The organism is Halomonas alkaliantarctica (genome assembly GCF_029854215.1).
Classification (GTDB): Bacteria; Pseudomonadota; Gammaproteobacteria; order Pseudomonadales; family Halomonadaceae; genus Vreelandella; species Vreelandella alkaliantarctica_A.
This window is the reverse complement of record NZ_CP122961.1, coordinates 1,907,454-1,922,626: the sequence shown is the minus strand read 5'-3', so window position 1 is coordinate 1,922,626 and position 15,173 is coordinate 1,907,454. Positions and strand designations below refer to the sequence as shown.

Here is a 15,173-nt window from a genome sequence, read left to right as displayed (position 1 = left end):
AATTCGAGGCTTCATCATGACAACGATAACCGAAGTGCGTGCTCGAACGGTCAATGTACCGCTGGACAACCCCACTAGCTTTTCCAATCGTCAGGTACTCAAACGCGATTACGTGCTCGTCGAAGTGGTGGGCGATGATGGCCATATAGGCATTGGATTTTGCTATGGCGGCAACAATGCTGGCTCGCTAGTGGCCAATGCAGTAAGGGAACTACTGAAGCCGGTCCTGCTGGGGGGGGACGCTCATGCGACTGAATCACTGTGGCAGGCAATGTACCAGGAATCGCTGCTGCATGGTCGCAGCGGTTCAGTGATGCGCGCCATCAGTATTTTGGATACAGCGCTTTGGGACCGTAACGCCCGGGCGGCGAAACTTCCGCTCTATAAGTATCTGGGCGCCAGCGATGGCCACAGCGTGCCGGCTTATGCCAGTGGGGGCTACTACCTGGACGGCAAAACGCCCGCAATGCTCGGTGAAGAAATGGCCGACTACGTAGCAAAAGGCTTCACCGCGGTGAAGATGAAAGTGGGACGAGAAGATTTGGCTGGAGAGGAGGCACGTTTGGCGGCGGTGCGTGAGGCGGTGGGCCCCAATGTGCAAGTGATGATGGACGCCAACAATGCCTGGCGGGATCTGCCGTCGGCGCTGGCCTTTATGCGAATGGCCGAGCCCTATAATCCGTTCTGGATCGAGGAGCCTTTCAGTCCCGATGACATCGACAATCATCGACGTTTGGCGGAGCGCACCCCAGTTCCGGTGGCCACCGGCGAAATTGAAGCAGGTCGTTGGCGTTTCAAGGAGCTGCTGGACAAAGAAGCAGCCATGATTTTGCAGACCGATGCGGCGGTTTGTGGAGGTATTACAGAGTTTCGGCGTATCGCCGCAACGGCTGCCAGCTATGGAGTGGATATTTATCCGCACTGGTTCCACGACTTGCATATCCACCTGGTGGCATCGGCGCCCAACGTGAAGATGGTCGAGTTCTTTGCCGACGATCAGGTGCTTAACTTCAGGCGGCTTGTGGATACACAGTTGGAGTTTTCCGACGGACAACTATTGCTGCCCACCGCTCCCGGCCTTGGGTTCGGGTTTGATCAGGCTGCTCTTGAGCGCTACGCCATCGAGCCCTGGCACTAATCACCTTACAACAACAAGGAGAATGTCATGTCCCAAGCAAGTGGAGACGTCTGGTCACCGGTAATTACCCCCTTCGGCGCCGACTTGGCGCCGGATACGCCACGTTTTGTGGCCCACTGTCAGTGGCTGTCTTCGAATGGCGTCGGGCTAGCCGTGTTCGGCACCAATTCCGAGGCCAACTCAATGACGGTAGCTGAAAAGCAGACGCTGTTAACCGCGCTGGTGGATGGCGGTGTCGCCCCCTCCAGGATTATGCCCGGGACCGGGAGCTGTACAATTGATGATTGCGTGGTACTGACCCGCGAGGCGGTGGACGCTGGCTGTGCCGGTGTGCTGATGCTACCGCCCTTCTATTATAAGGGCGTTAGCGACGAAGGCTTGTTTCGCTATTACAGTGAGGTGATCAACCGCACCGCAAATTCCCGTTTGCGGATCTACCTCTACCATATCCCACCTGTCACTCATGTCCCGCTCTCGTATGAACTGATCGAGCGTTTGCGCGATGCCTTCCCGGGCATTATTGCTGGCATCAAGGACAGCGGCGGAGACTGGGCACACACCAAAGGGTTAACCGAGCGCTTTGCCGGGCAGGATTTTGCCGTGTATGCCGGCAGCGAGCGGTTCCTGCTTGATACCCTTCGGGCAGGCGGCGCTGGCTGTATCAGTGCCACGGCCAACGTCAATCCGGCTGCCATCGTTGAGTTAGCCCGGCATTGGCAGGCGAACGATGCTGACGATCGTCAACAGAGCCTCAATGTTATACGCGACCTGTTTGAAAAATACCCACTTATCCCTGCCATGAAGGCGGCAACAGCTTACTTCTCAGGAAAAGACGCTTGGCGGCATGTGCGCCCGCCCTTAGTGGAACTGGAGGAGCAGCGTGCGTCTGAACTCGTGTCTTCGCTTAAAGCGACAGGATTCCAAATGAAGGGCTTAGACGAGGCGAACCATGGCTGAGCAAATGAAATCATGGCGTATTGTCGCCGTACGACGGCTCAGTGAGGCTCAGCTTGAGGCGCTTTCCGAGGTTGCCGAGGTCGATTACTTCGAGGACGTGGACGAATCAAACCGCGCTGATTTCATGGCAGCGCTTTCCAAGGCCCATGGACTGATTGGCGGCAAATTGGAGCTCAACGAGGCAATGCTCGACGAAGCGCCGTCGCTGCAAGTGGTATCCACCATTTCGGTGGGTTATGACCATTTACCGCTCAATGCGCTGAATCGGCGCGGCATTCTACTGTGCAATACACCTGATGTGCTGACTGAAACCACCGCCGATACTGCATTTGCGCTGATCATGGCGACCCAGCGTCGGCTGGTCGAACTTGCCAACCTGGTTCGTGAGGGCGGCTGGCGTGCACATATCGGTACCGAACATTTCGGTGTTGATGTGCACGGCAAAACCCTAGGAATTATCGGTGCAGGTCGCATTGGTGCGGCGATTGCCCGTCGAGGGGCGTTGGGTTTTAGCATGCCCATCCTTTATACAGCCGCTTCCTCTAAGCCTGCGCTTGAACAGCAGCTAGGGGCGCAAAGGCGAGAGCTAAATGACCTATTAGCCGAAGCGGATATCGTCTGCATTAGCGTGCCCTACAATAACGATACACATCACTTAATTGACGCCGATGCTCTAGCACGCATGAAACCGACGGCTGCCCTAATCAATATAGCGAGAGGTAAGGTGGTCGATGAACCGGCGCTGATCGAGGCACTCAGCTCCGGCGGAATTCGTGCAGCTGGGCTTGACGTATTCGTAGAGGAACCGCTTCCATCCGGTTCGCCCCTGGCTGCCATGGACAATGTAGTGACTACTCCACACATTGGCTCGGCGACCCATGAAACGCGTGAGGCTATGGCACAGTTGGCAGTCAATAACCTGCTGGGGGCGCTAACCGGTAGCGGCCCACTCAGTCCTGTTAACGAAAATATATGGCGACGGGCTGCTGCAGACACCAAGGAGACATGATGCCCCGCCGTCTAGAACATATATTAAGCCTCAACGATTTCGAGCGAGCCGCTCGGCGGCATTTACCGCGACCGCTATTTGGTTATGTGGCGAGCGCGGCTGAAGACGGTAGTACTGCCCGGTCTAGCCATGAAGCCTTCGATCACTACGCATTTCTTCCGCGTGCGTTGGTCAATGTCTCTGGCGTATCGACTGAAACCGAACTCTTTGGCCGCCGCTATGCCTACCCTTTCGGGATAGCCCCCATGGGTATTAGCGCCCTAACTGCCTATCGGGGTGATCAGGTGTTGGCGCAAGCAGCATCAGACAGCGGCATCCCCATGATTGTCAGCGGTACATCGTTGATACCTATGGAAGAGCTTTCAGGAGCAAAAGGCTCGGATTGGTTCCAGGCTTATCTTCCCGGAACCCCGGAGGAGATCGACGCACTGCTGGCACGTGTTGAGCGCGCAGGATTTACCAACCTGGTGATCACTGTGGACTACGCCGTGCCGCCGAATCCCGAAAATCATCGTCGCGCTGGCTTCTCTTCGCCGCTGCGCCCTAGTCTACGGCTAGCTTGGGATGGTTTGGTACGGCCGAAATGGCTATTCGGGACGTTTCTGAAGACATTGTGGCATCACGGCATTCCGCACTTCGAAAATAATGCTGCCACCCGCGGTGTGCCGGTGTTGGCAAAGAACGTCAATCGTGACTTTTCTGGCCGTCGGCATCTTGATTGGTCGACCCTCAATCAGGTTCGGACACGCTGGAAAGGGAATCTAGTGGTCAAAGGTATTCTGCACCCAGACGATGCACGGCGTGCTGTCAGTGCTGGTGCCGATGGTTTAATAGTGTCCAATCATGGGGGCCGCCAACTCGATGGCACTGTGGCCCCACTCACTATGTTGCCGGAAGTGCTGGAGGCGGTCGCTGGAGCAGTACCTGTGATGATTGACGGTAGCTTTCGACGCGGCAGTCAGGTACTCAAAGCTCTGTCGTTGGGGGCTAGCTTCGTGTTCCTTGGTCGCCCCTTCAACTATGCGGCCAGCATCGCTGGCGAAGCCGGAGTGAAGAAGGCCGTTTCGCTGCTGGGTAGCGAAATAGAACGCAATATGGCGCTGCTTGGTGTAACAGGCGTGGAGGAATTGACCACCGGCGTGTTAAGGAGACATTGATATCGTCTGATCAACAAAAAATCTTCAAGCGACGAATATCACCGCTCATTTTTCCAAACAAAAACGGCCACTGTAGCAATTAGCTAAGTGGCCGTTTTATATATCCTTGGTCGGAGCGACAGGATTCGAACCTGCGACCTTTGCAACCCCATTGCAACGCGCTACCAAGCTGCGCCACGCTCCGCTGTCTTTATTGGCCGCTACATCTTTGCCTCAAGACGGTGCGTATACTAGCGTTTTCTTGCCTAAATGAAAAGCCCTTATAGCGCTTTCTTTTCAAGTATTTGTCACACGCCGCTATATATTTCATCACCCTTTAGGGCTTGCGTTGATCAGCCTCAAGCAGCAGATAGGCCATAGCGTCATACACACCGGGGGCAGTGACTAATAAATGATCCGGGTAGATATCTTCAGGCACCGCTGAAGGCACTGGGTATAGGTGCCCTACTCGTGCGCCAGCTTCACGCGCAATGACCCAGCCTGCAACAAAATCCCAGGGCGAGACACTTTCGTAATACGCGTCTAAGCGACCGCAGGCTACATCGCATAAATCGAGCGCTGCTGCGCCGTTACGACGTACGTCTTGGCACTCAAGTAGCACGGCCTCTAATCGCTTCAAAAGATGCTTACGCTCCTCTTTACGATAGGGGAACCCCGTACCCACCAAGGTGTGCGCCAGTGAATCTGCTCTACTGGGTTGTATGGTTTTACCGTTACAGAAAGCTCCTGCGCCTTCTGACGCGCTAAATGTTTCGCCTAAAAACGGCGCGTGTACAACGCCCACCTTGGCAACGCCCTCTTCCATCCAGCCAATGGAGACCGCTACGTGGCGGAGCCCTTGGGCAAAATTAACCGTGCCATCAATAGGATCCACCACCCAAAGCTTCGGCGCCGTTTCATGCAAAGCGCTCTCGGGGGCAAGCTCTTCACTCAGCCGCGCCTCACCCGGAAAGTGCTCCTCCAGGCGCTGACTAATAAGCTTGTCCACGGCCACATCTACATCGGTGACCAGCTCATTATCTTTTTTTAAGCGCTGTGCAAAGTCCTGCTGCTCCCGTGCTTTGACGATCATTTGCCCAGCTTCTTCGGCGATAGCAATCGTGATTTCAAGACGTGCGGCTAGTGTGTGTTCGCTCATTGAATCTCCCTTTAGAACGCGATGATGCTTTGAGTCTCTCACCATAAGCCGCCGAGATATAATTTTCGAGTCAAACCTTGCGGTGGCTGGGTTAGCGTAATACGTCTACCAGCACATCCACCACAATACGCGTGGCGGCTTCAATTAACACCACATCGGCGCCGACACGCTCCCACTCATAGCCTGGGTAGTTCGGTAACTGAGAAGCCAGCTGGCCGTCAAAACGCTTGGCAATACCTGGCGGCAACGGCTTGCCACGTTCAAGGTTACGCTGAATACCCGGGGGTAACGACTCGGCTCGCGGCGCGTCGTGTTGGCGCAATAGCTGACGCAGCTCACGTTCATTGATACGGGGCAGATCAACCCGCCCATAACGGGATTGGCTAGAGCGGTTAGATTCATGCTGCTGGTGCTGGCCCTTATCACGGGCACCGTGTGCCGGGGCATGATCAGGCTGGGCAAATGCAGCGCTATTGAATAGCAGCGCGCCTAGCGCACTCATGGCAATCAGTTTGATGGGATTCACTGTAAGCTCCTCGCTTAAGGTAAGAGCTCACAGTGTAAAGTACAAATGCGTAGGGATTGAGGAAGGAAGAGGGAGTTTACGAACGGCAACTGCCAGGCAGGTATTTTGGGTCTATGGGCTGCTGCTGAGCGGGCATACACCTCCACGTAATCGAGCCTTCACTGGCCCTCACTTCGATACGAAAGCGGTTGTTACGAACCGCTTGAGAAACAGGGGCTTCGTTTTTCATGCGAATACCAATATCAACGCCATCACCACCATCAGTGGTATAGTAATCTATCGAATCAACATATTGTGTTTGGCTAACAAGCTCTGATTGATTCAACAGGTTGCCCGACCCAAAGCTTCCCTCAAGAGCATAGCGCTCGCTTAACTCACTTTTAACACCACTCAACACGTTTAGTGCTTCGGACACCTGGGCTCGAGCAGTATAATTTTGATATTGCGGCACTGCTATGGAAGCCAACACACCAATAATCGCCACAACAATCATAAGTTCAATAAGCGTGAAGCCTCTTTGGTTTTTTTCCATCTAACCAGCCCTAAGATAGGTGACAAAGGCTAGAGAACGCTTTTAAAAGTAAACGCCCTCTAGTCGTTAGGATTTAATCTTTGCAACCTGCGGGCAGCAGACGCGATGGCAAACCACCACAAGTCCAACCTTTCGCAGGTTCTTCACTTATAATGGTCATTAAGTTGCCTTCACCACCATCTTCATCAACGATTGCATTGGCAATAGATGTATCGCTTAAAAAGGTGACAGTAATAATGGCATCACCGTCCGAATTTTTGGAGTATGTAGCCTTTTGCACATATCTACCAGCTGGATCATCGGCAGTCCCTTCTAAGCTGTCTAAGGCCGCAGGAAACTCACCATCAAGTGAATAGCGCTCTGCAAGGTCTGCTCGCATTCCACCAGTCACCGACAATCCCTCACTCGCCTGGGCACGTGCGGTGTAATTTTGGTACTGAGGCACGGCAAGGGAAGCCAATACACCAATAATCGCGACGACGATCATCAGCTCAATCAGCGTAAAACCGCCTTGCTTCGTGATACGAGAAATAGGTTGTGCAGCATTCTGCATGAAGGCATCTCCTGTGGGGGAAGGGCAAGCCTTTGTAAGGATCGTGAATCCTTAAAAAGAATTAGCGATAACTACAATTACACTAGCTTACGTGATCTTTTTTTACAACAACTGCTATTAACGCTATCAGCTCATATGAATGCTTCTTTAGCGACCTGCCTGACCAGCCTTTTAATGCCTGTAAACGCTAATTTATGGTACAAGTAACACGCCTACTTCGATGTAAAACAGGTTGTTTTGATGAGCCAGCCCCCCTTTGAGTCGACTTTAAGTCACGCCGCCGCCCGCGGCGGCCTGCGCGGCATTGCCCAGCGTTTGGTTAAGCACGGCTTGCTGAACGATGCCCAGGCCGCCACTGCGGAAACGACCGCATCAGACTTGGAAATATCGTTACTTCAGCATGTTATCGAGAGCGGCCTGGTTGACCCTAATGAAGCCACACTGGCGGCCGGGTGGGAGTATGGGCTACCGGTCATAGATTTGGAGGCGGTGCGGCTTACCGCGCTACCTCCTGCGGCTGACTATCCTGTTAAAGTTTTGCAGAGCCTTAACGTTTTGCCATTAGCGCGCCACGGCCATCGCCTGACGGTTGCGGTGCCTTATCCCGCCACTTTGACGCAACTGGATGAATTGCAGTTTGCGACCGGCCTTAGTGTTGAAGGTATCCTCGCGCCCGTTGATCAAATAACGGTCGCCCTCAATAGCTACCTTGCGCAAAACGAGCGCGGCATGCTGGATGAGCTGGACGATATTGATGATGCGGTCAGCTCGCTGAGCATTGTGCAGAATAACGACGGCAATGAAGTACCGCTGGAAGAGTCTTCCCAAAATAGCGAAGACGCTCCCATCGTTAAATTTGTGAACAAGATTCTGCTAGATGCGATCCGTCGTGGCGCGTCCGATATCCATTTTGAGCCTTACGAAACGCTGTATCGGGTACGCTTTCGGGTTGATGGAATGCTAATCGAAGTGGCACGACCACCCTTTGCTATGCGTAACCGTATCGCGGCCCGACTGAAAATCATGGCGCGCCTTGATATCTCGGAACGTCGCTTACCCCAAGATGGCTCGATCAAGCTCAAGCTTTCCCGCACACGCTCCCTCGACTTCCGGGTTAACTCACTGCCTACCGTCTATGGCGAAAAGTTGGTGTTGCGGATATTAGACCCTACCGCAGTGCAGCTAGGTATTGAGCAACTGGGCTTTACCGACGACCAACGGGGCCATTATGAGCACGCATTAAAACAACCCCAAGGCATGATTCTGGTCACCGGCCCTACCGGTAGTGGTAAAACCGTTTCGCTGTATACCGGCATTAATATTCTTAATAAAGTGGAACGTAATATCTGTACAGCCGAAGACCCGGTTGAAATCAAAGTCGCGGGTATCAATCAGGTGAACGTATTACCTAAGATCGGCCTCGATTTTGCCAGTGCGCTGAGAGCGTTTCTACGCCAAGACCCAGACGTCGTTATGGTAGGGGAGATTCGCGATCTGGAAACCGCCGAAATTGCCGTTAAAGCCGCCCAGACAGGTCACTTGGTACTCTCCACGGTGCATACCAACTCGGCGGCTGAAACACTGACTCGTCTGGCTAATATGGGTGTCTCTTCGTTTAACATCGCCAGCGCCGTTAGTTTGATTATTGCTCAGCGCCTGGCTCGCAAACTATGCACACACTGCAAAGAGCCCATTGATATTCCCCATGAGGCGCTGCGCAAAGAAGGCTTTAGCAGCGAAGAAATCCATCAGGCAACTATCTATAAACCGGTGGGTTGCAAGCACTGCACTCACGGCTATAAAGGCCGAATCGGCATTTATGAGGTAGTGCCGATTACCGAAGCGATGCGTCAACTGATTATGCGTGACGCCAACTCCTTAGATATTGATCAACAGGTGTGCAAGGAGGGCTATCCAACCCTTCACCGCAGTGGATTACTGAAAGTCATGCAGGGCATTACCAGCCTGGAAGAGATTAACCGTGTGAGCAAGGAGTAAGGCATGGCTAAAACGGCACGTCGACGCCAAACGCCCGCCATCAAGCTAGCGCGCTGGAAATGGATCGGTAAAGGCCCCCAGGATAGAACGCTAAGCGGAGAGATGATTGGCCGCAGTAAAGCCGAAGTAGCCGCTGAGCTGACCAAGCAAAATATCGTTATCGGCCGAATTAGTAAAAAGGGCAACCTTGGCGGCAACGGCCGTATTAATCCCAACGACATCATGGTCTTTGCGCGCCAAATGGCCACCATGATTCGCGCTGGCATTCCCTTGCTACAAGCACTTCAGGTGGTGGCAGAGAGCCTCAAAAAACCTGCCATGGTTGCCTTGATTCAACATCTGATGAGTGATGTATCATCGGGCTCCAGCTTCTCTGATGCATTGAGCCGTCACCCCAAACAGTTTGATCGGCTGTTTGTTAACCTGGTTAACGCTGGCGAGCAGTCAGGTGCGCTGGATCAAATGCTTGATCGTATTGCGACTTATAAAGAGAAAGTGGAATCGCTAAAGTCGCGAGTTAAGAAAGCGCTTTGGTACCCCACCGCCGTTATGACGATAGGCATTGCAGTGACCATGCTGCTGTTGATTAAAGTAGTGCCTGAATTTGAAAGCATGTTTCAAAGCTTTGGCGCTGAACTTCCTGCACTAACCCAAATGACGGTGAATTTATCCGAGCTTGCCCAGCGTTACTGGCTAGTGGCGCTCGGCGCAGTGATTACCGCGGTACTCCTGCTTAAAATAAGCATTCAGCGCTCGCCTAAAGTCGCCTACCGTATGCACGCTCTACTGCTTCGCTTACCGGTCATTGGCGATATTATGCACAAATCTGCTATTGCTCGTTTTTCGCGCACCTTAGCAACCACCTTCGCCTCCGGCGTCCCGCTCGTTGAAGGCTTAGACACCGCCGCTGGCGCTACAGGCAATAAAGTGTACGAGCGTGCGGTGGTGCAAACACGCCAAGATGTATCTACCGGGCAACAGCTGCACTTCGCCATGCGCATGACCAACCGTTTTCCTCCCCTGGCGATCCAGATGGTCAGTATCGGCGAGGAGGCGGGGTCGCTTGATGCCATGCTGAATCGCGTTGCTGATTACTACGAAGAAGAAGTCGATAATAAAGTCGATGCCCTCACGTCGCTGATGGAGCCGGTTATTATTGTGGTACTGGGTGTGCTAGTTGGGGGGGTGGTGGTCTCAATGTATCTGCCAATTTTTGATTTAGGCTCTGCTCTCTAAGATTCAAACTATTCAAGAACACTAATTTAAACAAACCCAAGGAGCGTCATGCATCACCCTCCGATCATTCTGTGGTTAATCGTTTTATTGATTGGGCTATGTCTAGGTAGCTTTCTAAATGTGGTGATTACGCGACTACCGGTGATGCTGATGCGTGGCTGGCGTAACGAAGCCCGCGAAGCACTCGAGCTAAGCGCTGAACACTCACCGCGCTTTAATTTGGCCACGCCTGGCTCCATGTGCCCACGCTGTGAAGCGCCTATTGCCTGGCACGACAACTTGCCAGTGATTGGCTGGGTGAAGCGACGCGGGCGCTGCGCTACGTGCCAAACATCTATTAGCATTCAATACCCACTAGTAGAAATATCCGGCGGCTTGCTGGCCGTTGCCGTGTTGGCTCTGCAAGGGCTTACTGTTGAAGCAGGCTTCATTTATGGCGCATGTCTAATGCTGTTAGTGCTTGCCGTGATCGACTTTCGCACCCAGCTATTGCCCGACGTCATCACCCTACCTTTGCTTTGGTTAGGGTTGCTGTTTCAGCTCCTATTTCAGCCGCTTATGCTGCCGAGTGCGGTTATCGGCGTAATGGTAGGCTATCTTTCCCTGTGGAGTTTTTATTGGCTATTCAAACTGGTCACTGGCAAAGAAGGAATGGGCTATGGCGACTTTAAGCTGTTAGCGGCGCTGGGCGCTTGGCTGGGTTGGAGTTTCTTACCGCTGATTTTGATACTTTCCGCAGGGCTCGGGGCCATTGTTGGGCTGATGCTCCAGGCCTGCTCACCCCGTCTACGCGGTGCTCCACTGCCCTTTGGTCCTTTTCTCGCCCTTGCTGGTTGGGTAGCGCTGTTAGTCGGTGATGAAATAATGGCGCTGTATCTCAGCATGATTATGTGAACCAACGTTATGTAACGTTCAGCTATATAAAATTCAGCTATTTGAGGTAGCAAATGATTATCGGATTAACCGGTGGCATTGGGTCGGGTAAATCGACCGTTGCACGCGCCTTTGAAACACTCGGCGCTGCCTGGGTTGATGCCGACGATGTCGCCAGGGAAGTTGTTTTACCGGGTGAACCGGCACTGCTAGCCATTAAAAACCGTTTCGGTGATCAGGTCATACATGAGGATGGCACGCTTAATCGCGCCGCCCTACGCGAGATTATTTTTAAAAATCCAGAACAGCGACAGTGGCTAGAATCCGTCACACATCCCAGAATAAGGGAGAGACTACTGGAGCATTTAGAGCAGCTCAAAGCCCAGGGCGCGCCCTATGTGCTGCTGGTATCACCGTTACTCTTTGAGTCTGGACAAAGTGCGCTAGTTAACCGCGCAGTGGTTGTCGATGTACCCCAAGGGCTACAATTATCGAGAACCCAACAGCGTGATGGGGTGAGTGAAAGCCAGGTGCATGCTATTCTCGCCGCCCAACTTACCCGCGAACAACGGTTAGCGAAGGCAGATGACGTGATAGATAACAGCGGTGACCACGCCAGCATGATGGAACAAGTGGCACAGCTGGATAAAAGCTACCGCCAGCAGCTCAACTACTGAGATATCGTATTTGTTAACGCAATTGGAGTTTTTTATGGCTCGCCCTGCCAACGATTCCCCGCTAGAAGTTAATTGCCCGCAGTGCGCCAAGCGTGTGCCCTGGCTGCCAGAAAGCACTTACCGCCCTTTCTGCAGTAAGCGCTGCCAACTGCTAGATTTAGGTGCCTGGGCCGATGAATCGCACCGCATATCGGGCGAGTCCGCCATGGATGAGGCCGATATAGATACGCTCTTAGCGCAAGCCGACAAGGATGCGCCACTCTCCTAACAAGTCTTATCACTGACTTAACGAGCCCTGACACTGACTATGGCCGAGACAAACGCAAATCCCTTATCGCCTTCGGCCTATCAGGTGCTGCTTCAATTGGAGCAGCAGTTTGACCATCTACTTGAAACCATTGACGCCGCGGTCTCATTATATGAACAGCAGCTACCGGCTTCATGGGTCTTTCATCAATCGCCACCTGCTAACGATTGGTTGCGTAAAGCCCTGTTCGATATGTGGCATGAACAAGATCAAGATGGCCGTGAAACACGTAACTATATTGCTATAGTAGCTGCTAATGACGAACTACTAGCGGCGATAGGCGCTGTTAATCAAGCCAAAGCCAACTTTAGCGGACTACTGCAACATATTAAACAAACATTCCCAAATGCACTTAGCGACGCAAAAAGCCGCTTACCACGACGCCATCCTCATGTTGATGAGGTGTTGCGTCGCACTGGGCTAGCGCGTTTGCATCTTAAACAGAGCTGGCGGCAGTTACCTATCGCACAAGCGCCCGTCTCTCGCGTTCGTTTTGCTTGGTACAGTAGCGGTCGCTCTATTAAACGCCTGTCGGTGCAAGAAGCTGAACATAAGCTTTTGCAGCTAGACACCGATGCGCCGCATATTCGTATTCAGCTACGCAAGCTAGCCGGCATTCCAAGCGGCGAAGTGCTTGCCCAAGTACAAACCCAGGCCCCACTTATGCGGGCAAATCTCTTTTTTACTGAGCCACTCGAAGATGGGCATACACGACGGGCACTAAATGCCGCTATGCCTATTTTTGTACCTGACAATAATCAGCGACTACCCCACATTAACCTGCCTGCGCTTCACCCACCCACTACTCGCACACGAGCAAGGCGGCGCGACGAAAAGCTAGAGCAAGATGTATTTCTGCCAAGTTTGCGTGTTTACCGCTATCGTTAGTAAAGACGCCTTCGATGCTTTGAGAGTGCTAGCTGTTAGGGGCTACATCCTGCTGCCATAGTCCGTAGCTAATTAATGTGTCGATCAACTCTGCTAGATCGTAATGATCCACACCATACTCTATTAACAAAGCCTCGAAGCGCTGTTTGAATATGCGCTCCTGCTCTTGCTGCTGTTCTTTCTGCTGGGTTTCAACATCGTCTTGTTCCAATGCCGCGAGCGAACGTACCGGCGGGCCTGTCGGTATATCGAAATCGCTCTCTGGGTCATCTAATTGGCGTAATGCCTGCGCAAAGGCATCGTCTAATTCACGAAACTTACGCAGCTTCTCACGCTCATCTACCGGCTTTTGAACCTTTTGATATTTCATCGATGTTTCATTTACACCTTGCTTGAAATGGTCGATATAGCTGCCAATGTAGCTTCATTTGGCAAAAACTGTGCACAAACGGGTAAAAACAACGAGCAAACTTGCCTTTGCTACCCAATTGCCATCATAAAGGCATCACCATTAAGTATACGAGGTTAACCAACACATCTATCAGATAAGACACTGTCAGCGACAGCTCATCAAACAGATGCTTTGCATCAACATTACCCACAAGTGGCCTGGTTAGAGACTCAACTCTCATCTGAAAGCTGAATTTTTTCTTTCAGCTAGGTTACTAACACTAACGCACTGGGAGAGTGCACTACAGGCGATATAAACACGGCCTGTATGATTCATGTATCAGAGGCCAGATAATGTTCAACGCGATGACACGGGCTGAGATCTGGCTGCAGGACACACTTGATAAGACACTCGGCATCGAAGACCTTGCTAATCACATAGGGTATTCGTCTTCTCAAGTTCGGCGCCAATTTCGCCAAAGCTTTCACATCTCGCCTAGCGCCTATCGTGAAAAAAGGCGGCTGGAACGCGCGGCGGTGTTGCTAGCGCTGACTCCTCTCAATATAGCGCAAATTGCGATCCGTTGCGGGTATCATAACCATTCATCTTTTTCACGTGCATTTCAACGTCGTTACCACTGTAGTCCGCGCTATTTCCGGGTAATGCTGAGAACCAAACTTCATCAGCCGACATCCCTGCATGGTTTTAACACCCGTATCGAAAAAACCAATGACCGCCAAATGGTCCTGATGCGCCTCTACAAAGCCCCCGAACATATTAAGGGGCTAGGACGTGAAAGCTATCACAATATGCAGCTAGCCTGCTTACAGGCACAGCTGCGACTATCTAAGACTATCATCGTGCTACCCGACATACTCGCAGACAGAATTAATGCGCTTAATAACGATTCTATTCATTCTTATCGTACCGATATTGGTCTTTACCTAGCAGATAAGAGCAATTCACAAAACATTGCGCTGCCCGTTCCCTACCGGCGGGTAGACATCCCTACTCATTACTACGCGAGCACATGCTTTGATACTTTAGCTGATCTGTATGGCGCTTTGACGCATACCATCATGTATCTACTAAGCAGGCAGGAGGCTTGCCACCTTAGCGGTCATCCTCCTCAGGTATTATGGAAAACGAACCATTTAGAACTTCGTATCCCATTAATAGGCTAGCAGTGGTGATAACGGCACCTGGGCAGCACTGACGCATATGGCAATAAAAAGCCGACATTTCTGAATAGAAATACCGGCTTTTTAAATAAATTAGTCTTCCATGCGCTCCAACCAAGACTCGACAGTCTCATCACCATACTGGTCTTTCCAGCTACGCAGACCTTTATGGTTACCGCCGCGAGTTTCGATTACTTCCCCTGTCTTGGGATTTTTGTAAATTTTAAGACGACGCTTACGGCGCGCATTGCCACTCGCCGTGGTTTTAGTACTACGCTGGTCGGCAGCAGGATCTAATAAGGCAATGACGTCGACCGGACGCTTGCCAAACTCTGTCATTAGCGCTTCAAGTTTGGCTTTAAATTCCAACTCGCTTTTGAGGCGCTGATCGCCTTCTAAACGCTGCAGGTCTTCTTGTAGCTGCTTTAGCTGCTGTTCTTTTTGGATATATTCGTTAAGTAATGACATTGGGGTTCCTTGAATATCGTATCTAACTGAACGGAATTCAACTGGCTTAGGTGCAAATTCACAACCTTTGTACCCACTAGTTCAGAAAGGTGGTTTCAGAATGCTAGGACATTATTCCTGTAAAAAGGCTAACTGACAACAGTC

The 15,173-nt window shown here is 52.0% G+C and carries 17 protein-coding genes and 1 tRNA gene; 11 read left to right on the top strand and 7 right to left on the bottom strand.

Annotated elements, in window-relative coordinates:
* The first annotated feature begins 16 nt into the window (after window positions 1–16).
* Genes QEN58_RS08680 through QEN58_RS08665 form a run of 4 tightly spaced genes read left to right on the top strand, consistent with a single transcriptional unit; the run spans window position 17 to window position 4,261 of the window.
* Window positions 17–1,138 (top strand): mandelate racemase/muconate lactonizing enzyme family protein, encoded by a 1,122-nt coding sequence (locus QEN58_RS08680; protein ID WP_280106698.1) that lies wholly within the window; start codon window positions 17–19, stop codon window positions 1,136–1,138.
* A 27-nt stretch (window positions 1,139–1,165) separates the two neighbouring features.
* A complete protein-coding gene (locus QEN58_RS08675; protein ID WP_280106697.1) occupies window positions 1,166–2,095 on the top strand; it encodes a dihydrodipicolinate synthase family protein in 930 nt (309 codons plus the stop codon).
* Window positions 2,088–3,104 carry a 2-hydroxyacid dehydrogenase gene (locus QEN58_RS08670; RefSeq protein ID WP_280106696.1) on the top strand — a complete coding sequence of 339 codons (1,017 nt, stop codon included), beginning with the start codon at window positions 2,088–2,090 and terminating at the stop codon, window positions 3,102–3,104. Before QEN58_RS08675 ends, QEN58_RS08670 begins: the two co-directional genes overlap by 8 nt.
* Window positions 3,104–4,261, top strand: a complete 1,158-nt coding sequence (locus QEN58_RS08665; protein WP_280106695.1) for an alpha-hydroxy acid oxidase — start codon at window positions 3,104–3,106, stop codon at window positions 4,259–4,261. Before QEN58_RS08670 ends, QEN58_RS08665 begins: the two co-directional genes overlap by 1 nt.
* A 107-nt stretch (window positions 4,262–4,368) precedes the next feature.
* Here the strand turns inward: QEN58_RS08665 and QEN58_RS08660 are convergent.
* The 5 genes from QEN58_RS08660 to QEN58_RS08640 all read right to left on the bottom strand — a co-directional run bounded on the left by QEN58_RS08660 (window position 4,369) and on the right by QEN58_RS08640 (window position 7,010).
* Window positions 4,369–4,445, bottom strand: a tRNA-Pro gene (locus QEN58_RS08660).
* Between the two features lie 132 nt (window positions 4,446–4,577).
* Window positions 4,578–5,399: an inositol monophosphatase family protein gene (locus tag QEN58_RS08655; protein WP_280106694.1), complete on the bottom strand. Its 822-nt coding sequence runs from the start codon at window positions 5,397–5,399 to the stop codon at window positions 4,578–4,580.
* Between the two features lie 91 nt (window positions 5,400–5,490).
* Entirely contained in the window at window positions 5,491–5,925 is a 435-nt protein-coding gene (locus tag QEN58_RS08650) for an anti-virulence regulator CigR family protein (RefSeq protein WP_280106693.1), read from the bottom strand.
* 76 nt (window positions 5,926–6,001) lie between these two features.
* Window positions 6,002–6,457: a pilin gene (locus QEN58_RS08645; protein WP_280106692.1), complete on the bottom strand. Its 456-nt coding sequence runs from the start codon at window positions 6,455–6,457 to the stop codon at window positions 6,002–6,004.
* A 73-nt stretch (window positions 6,458–6,530) separates the two neighbouring features.
* Entirely contained in the window at window positions 6,531–7,010 is a 480-nt protein-coding gene (locus QEN58_RS08640) for a pilin (protein WP_425270312.1), read from the bottom strand.
* A gap of 240 nt (window positions 7,011–7,250) precedes the next feature.
* On the opposite strand from QEN58_RS08640, the gene pilB reads away from it, so the two are divergent.
* The 6 genes from pilB to QEN58_RS08610 are packed head-to-tail and all read left to right on the top strand — an operon-like array spanning window position 7,251 to window position 12,989.
* The gene (gene pilB, locus QEN58_RS08635; protein WP_280106691.1) at window positions 7,251–9,008 is read left to right on the top strand and encodes a type IV-A pilus assembly ATPase PilB; all 1,758 of its coding nucleotides are present in this window, start codon (window positions 7,251–7,253) and stop codon (window positions 9,006–9,008) included.
* 3 nt (window positions 9,009–9,011) lie between these two features.
* Entirely contained in the window at window positions 9,012–10,244 is a 1,233-nt protein-coding gene (locus QEN58_RS08630; protein ID WP_280106690.1) for a type II secretion system F family protein, read from the top strand.
* A 48-nt stretch (window positions 10,245–10,292) separates the two neighbouring features.
* Window positions 10,293–11,138, top strand: coding sequence for a prepilin peptidase (locus QEN58_RS08625; protein ID WP_280106689.1), 846 nt, complete (start codon window positions 10,293–10,295; stop codon window positions 11,136–11,138).
* 53 nt (window positions 11,139–11,191) lie between these two features.
* A complete protein-coding gene (gene coaE / locus QEN58_RS08620; RefSeq protein ID WP_280106688.1) occupies window positions 11,192–11,794 on the top strand; it encodes a dephospho-CoA kinase in 603 nt (200 codons plus the stop codon).
* 34 nt (window positions 11,795–11,828) lie between these two features.
* Window positions 11,829–12,062 carry a DNA gyrase inhibitor YacG gene (yacG, locus tag QEN58_RS08615; RefSeq protein ID WP_280106687.1) on the top strand — a complete coding sequence of 78 codons (234 nt, stop codon included), beginning with the start codon at window positions 11,829–11,831 and terminating at the stop codon, window positions 12,060–12,062.
* Between the two features lie 39 nt (window positions 12,063–12,101).
* On the top strand, window positions 12,102–12,989 hold the full coding sequence (locus QEN58_RS08610; RefSeq protein WP_280106686.1) for a type 1 periplasmic-binding domain-containing protein: 888 nt from the start codon (window positions 12,102–12,104) through the stop codon (window positions 12,987–12,989).
* Window positions 12,990–13,017: 28 nt separating this feature from the next.
* Here QEN58_RS08610 and QEN58_RS08605 read toward each other — a convergent pair whose 3' ends face one another.
* Window positions 13,018–13,359 carry a hypothetical protein gene (locus tag QEN58_RS08605; RefSeq protein WP_280106685.1) on the bottom strand — a complete coding sequence of 114 codons (342 nt, stop codon included), beginning with the start codon at window positions 13,357–13,359 and terminating at the stop codon, window positions 13,018–13,020.
* A 374-nt stretch (window positions 13,360–13,733) separates the two neighbouring features.
* Here QEN58_RS08605 and QEN58_RS08600 point away from each other — a divergent pair, with 374 nt between their 5' ends.
* On the top strand, window positions 13,734–14,564 hold the full coding sequence (locus QEN58_RS08600; RefSeq protein ID WP_280106684.1) for a helix-turn-helix transcriptional regulator: 831 nt from the start codon (window positions 13,734–13,736) through the stop codon (window positions 14,562–14,564).
* 90 nt (window positions 14,565–14,654) lie between these two features.
* Here QEN58_RS08600 and QEN58_RS08595 read toward each other — a convergent pair whose 3' ends face one another.
* Window positions 14,655–15,029 (bottom strand): histone-like nucleoid-structuring protein, MvaT/MvaU family, encoded by a 375-nt coding sequence (locus tag QEN58_RS08595; RefSeq protein WP_071693131.1) that lies wholly within the window; start codon window positions 15,027–15,029, stop codon window positions 14,655–14,657.
* Window positions 15,030–15,173 lie beyond the last annotated feature (144 nt).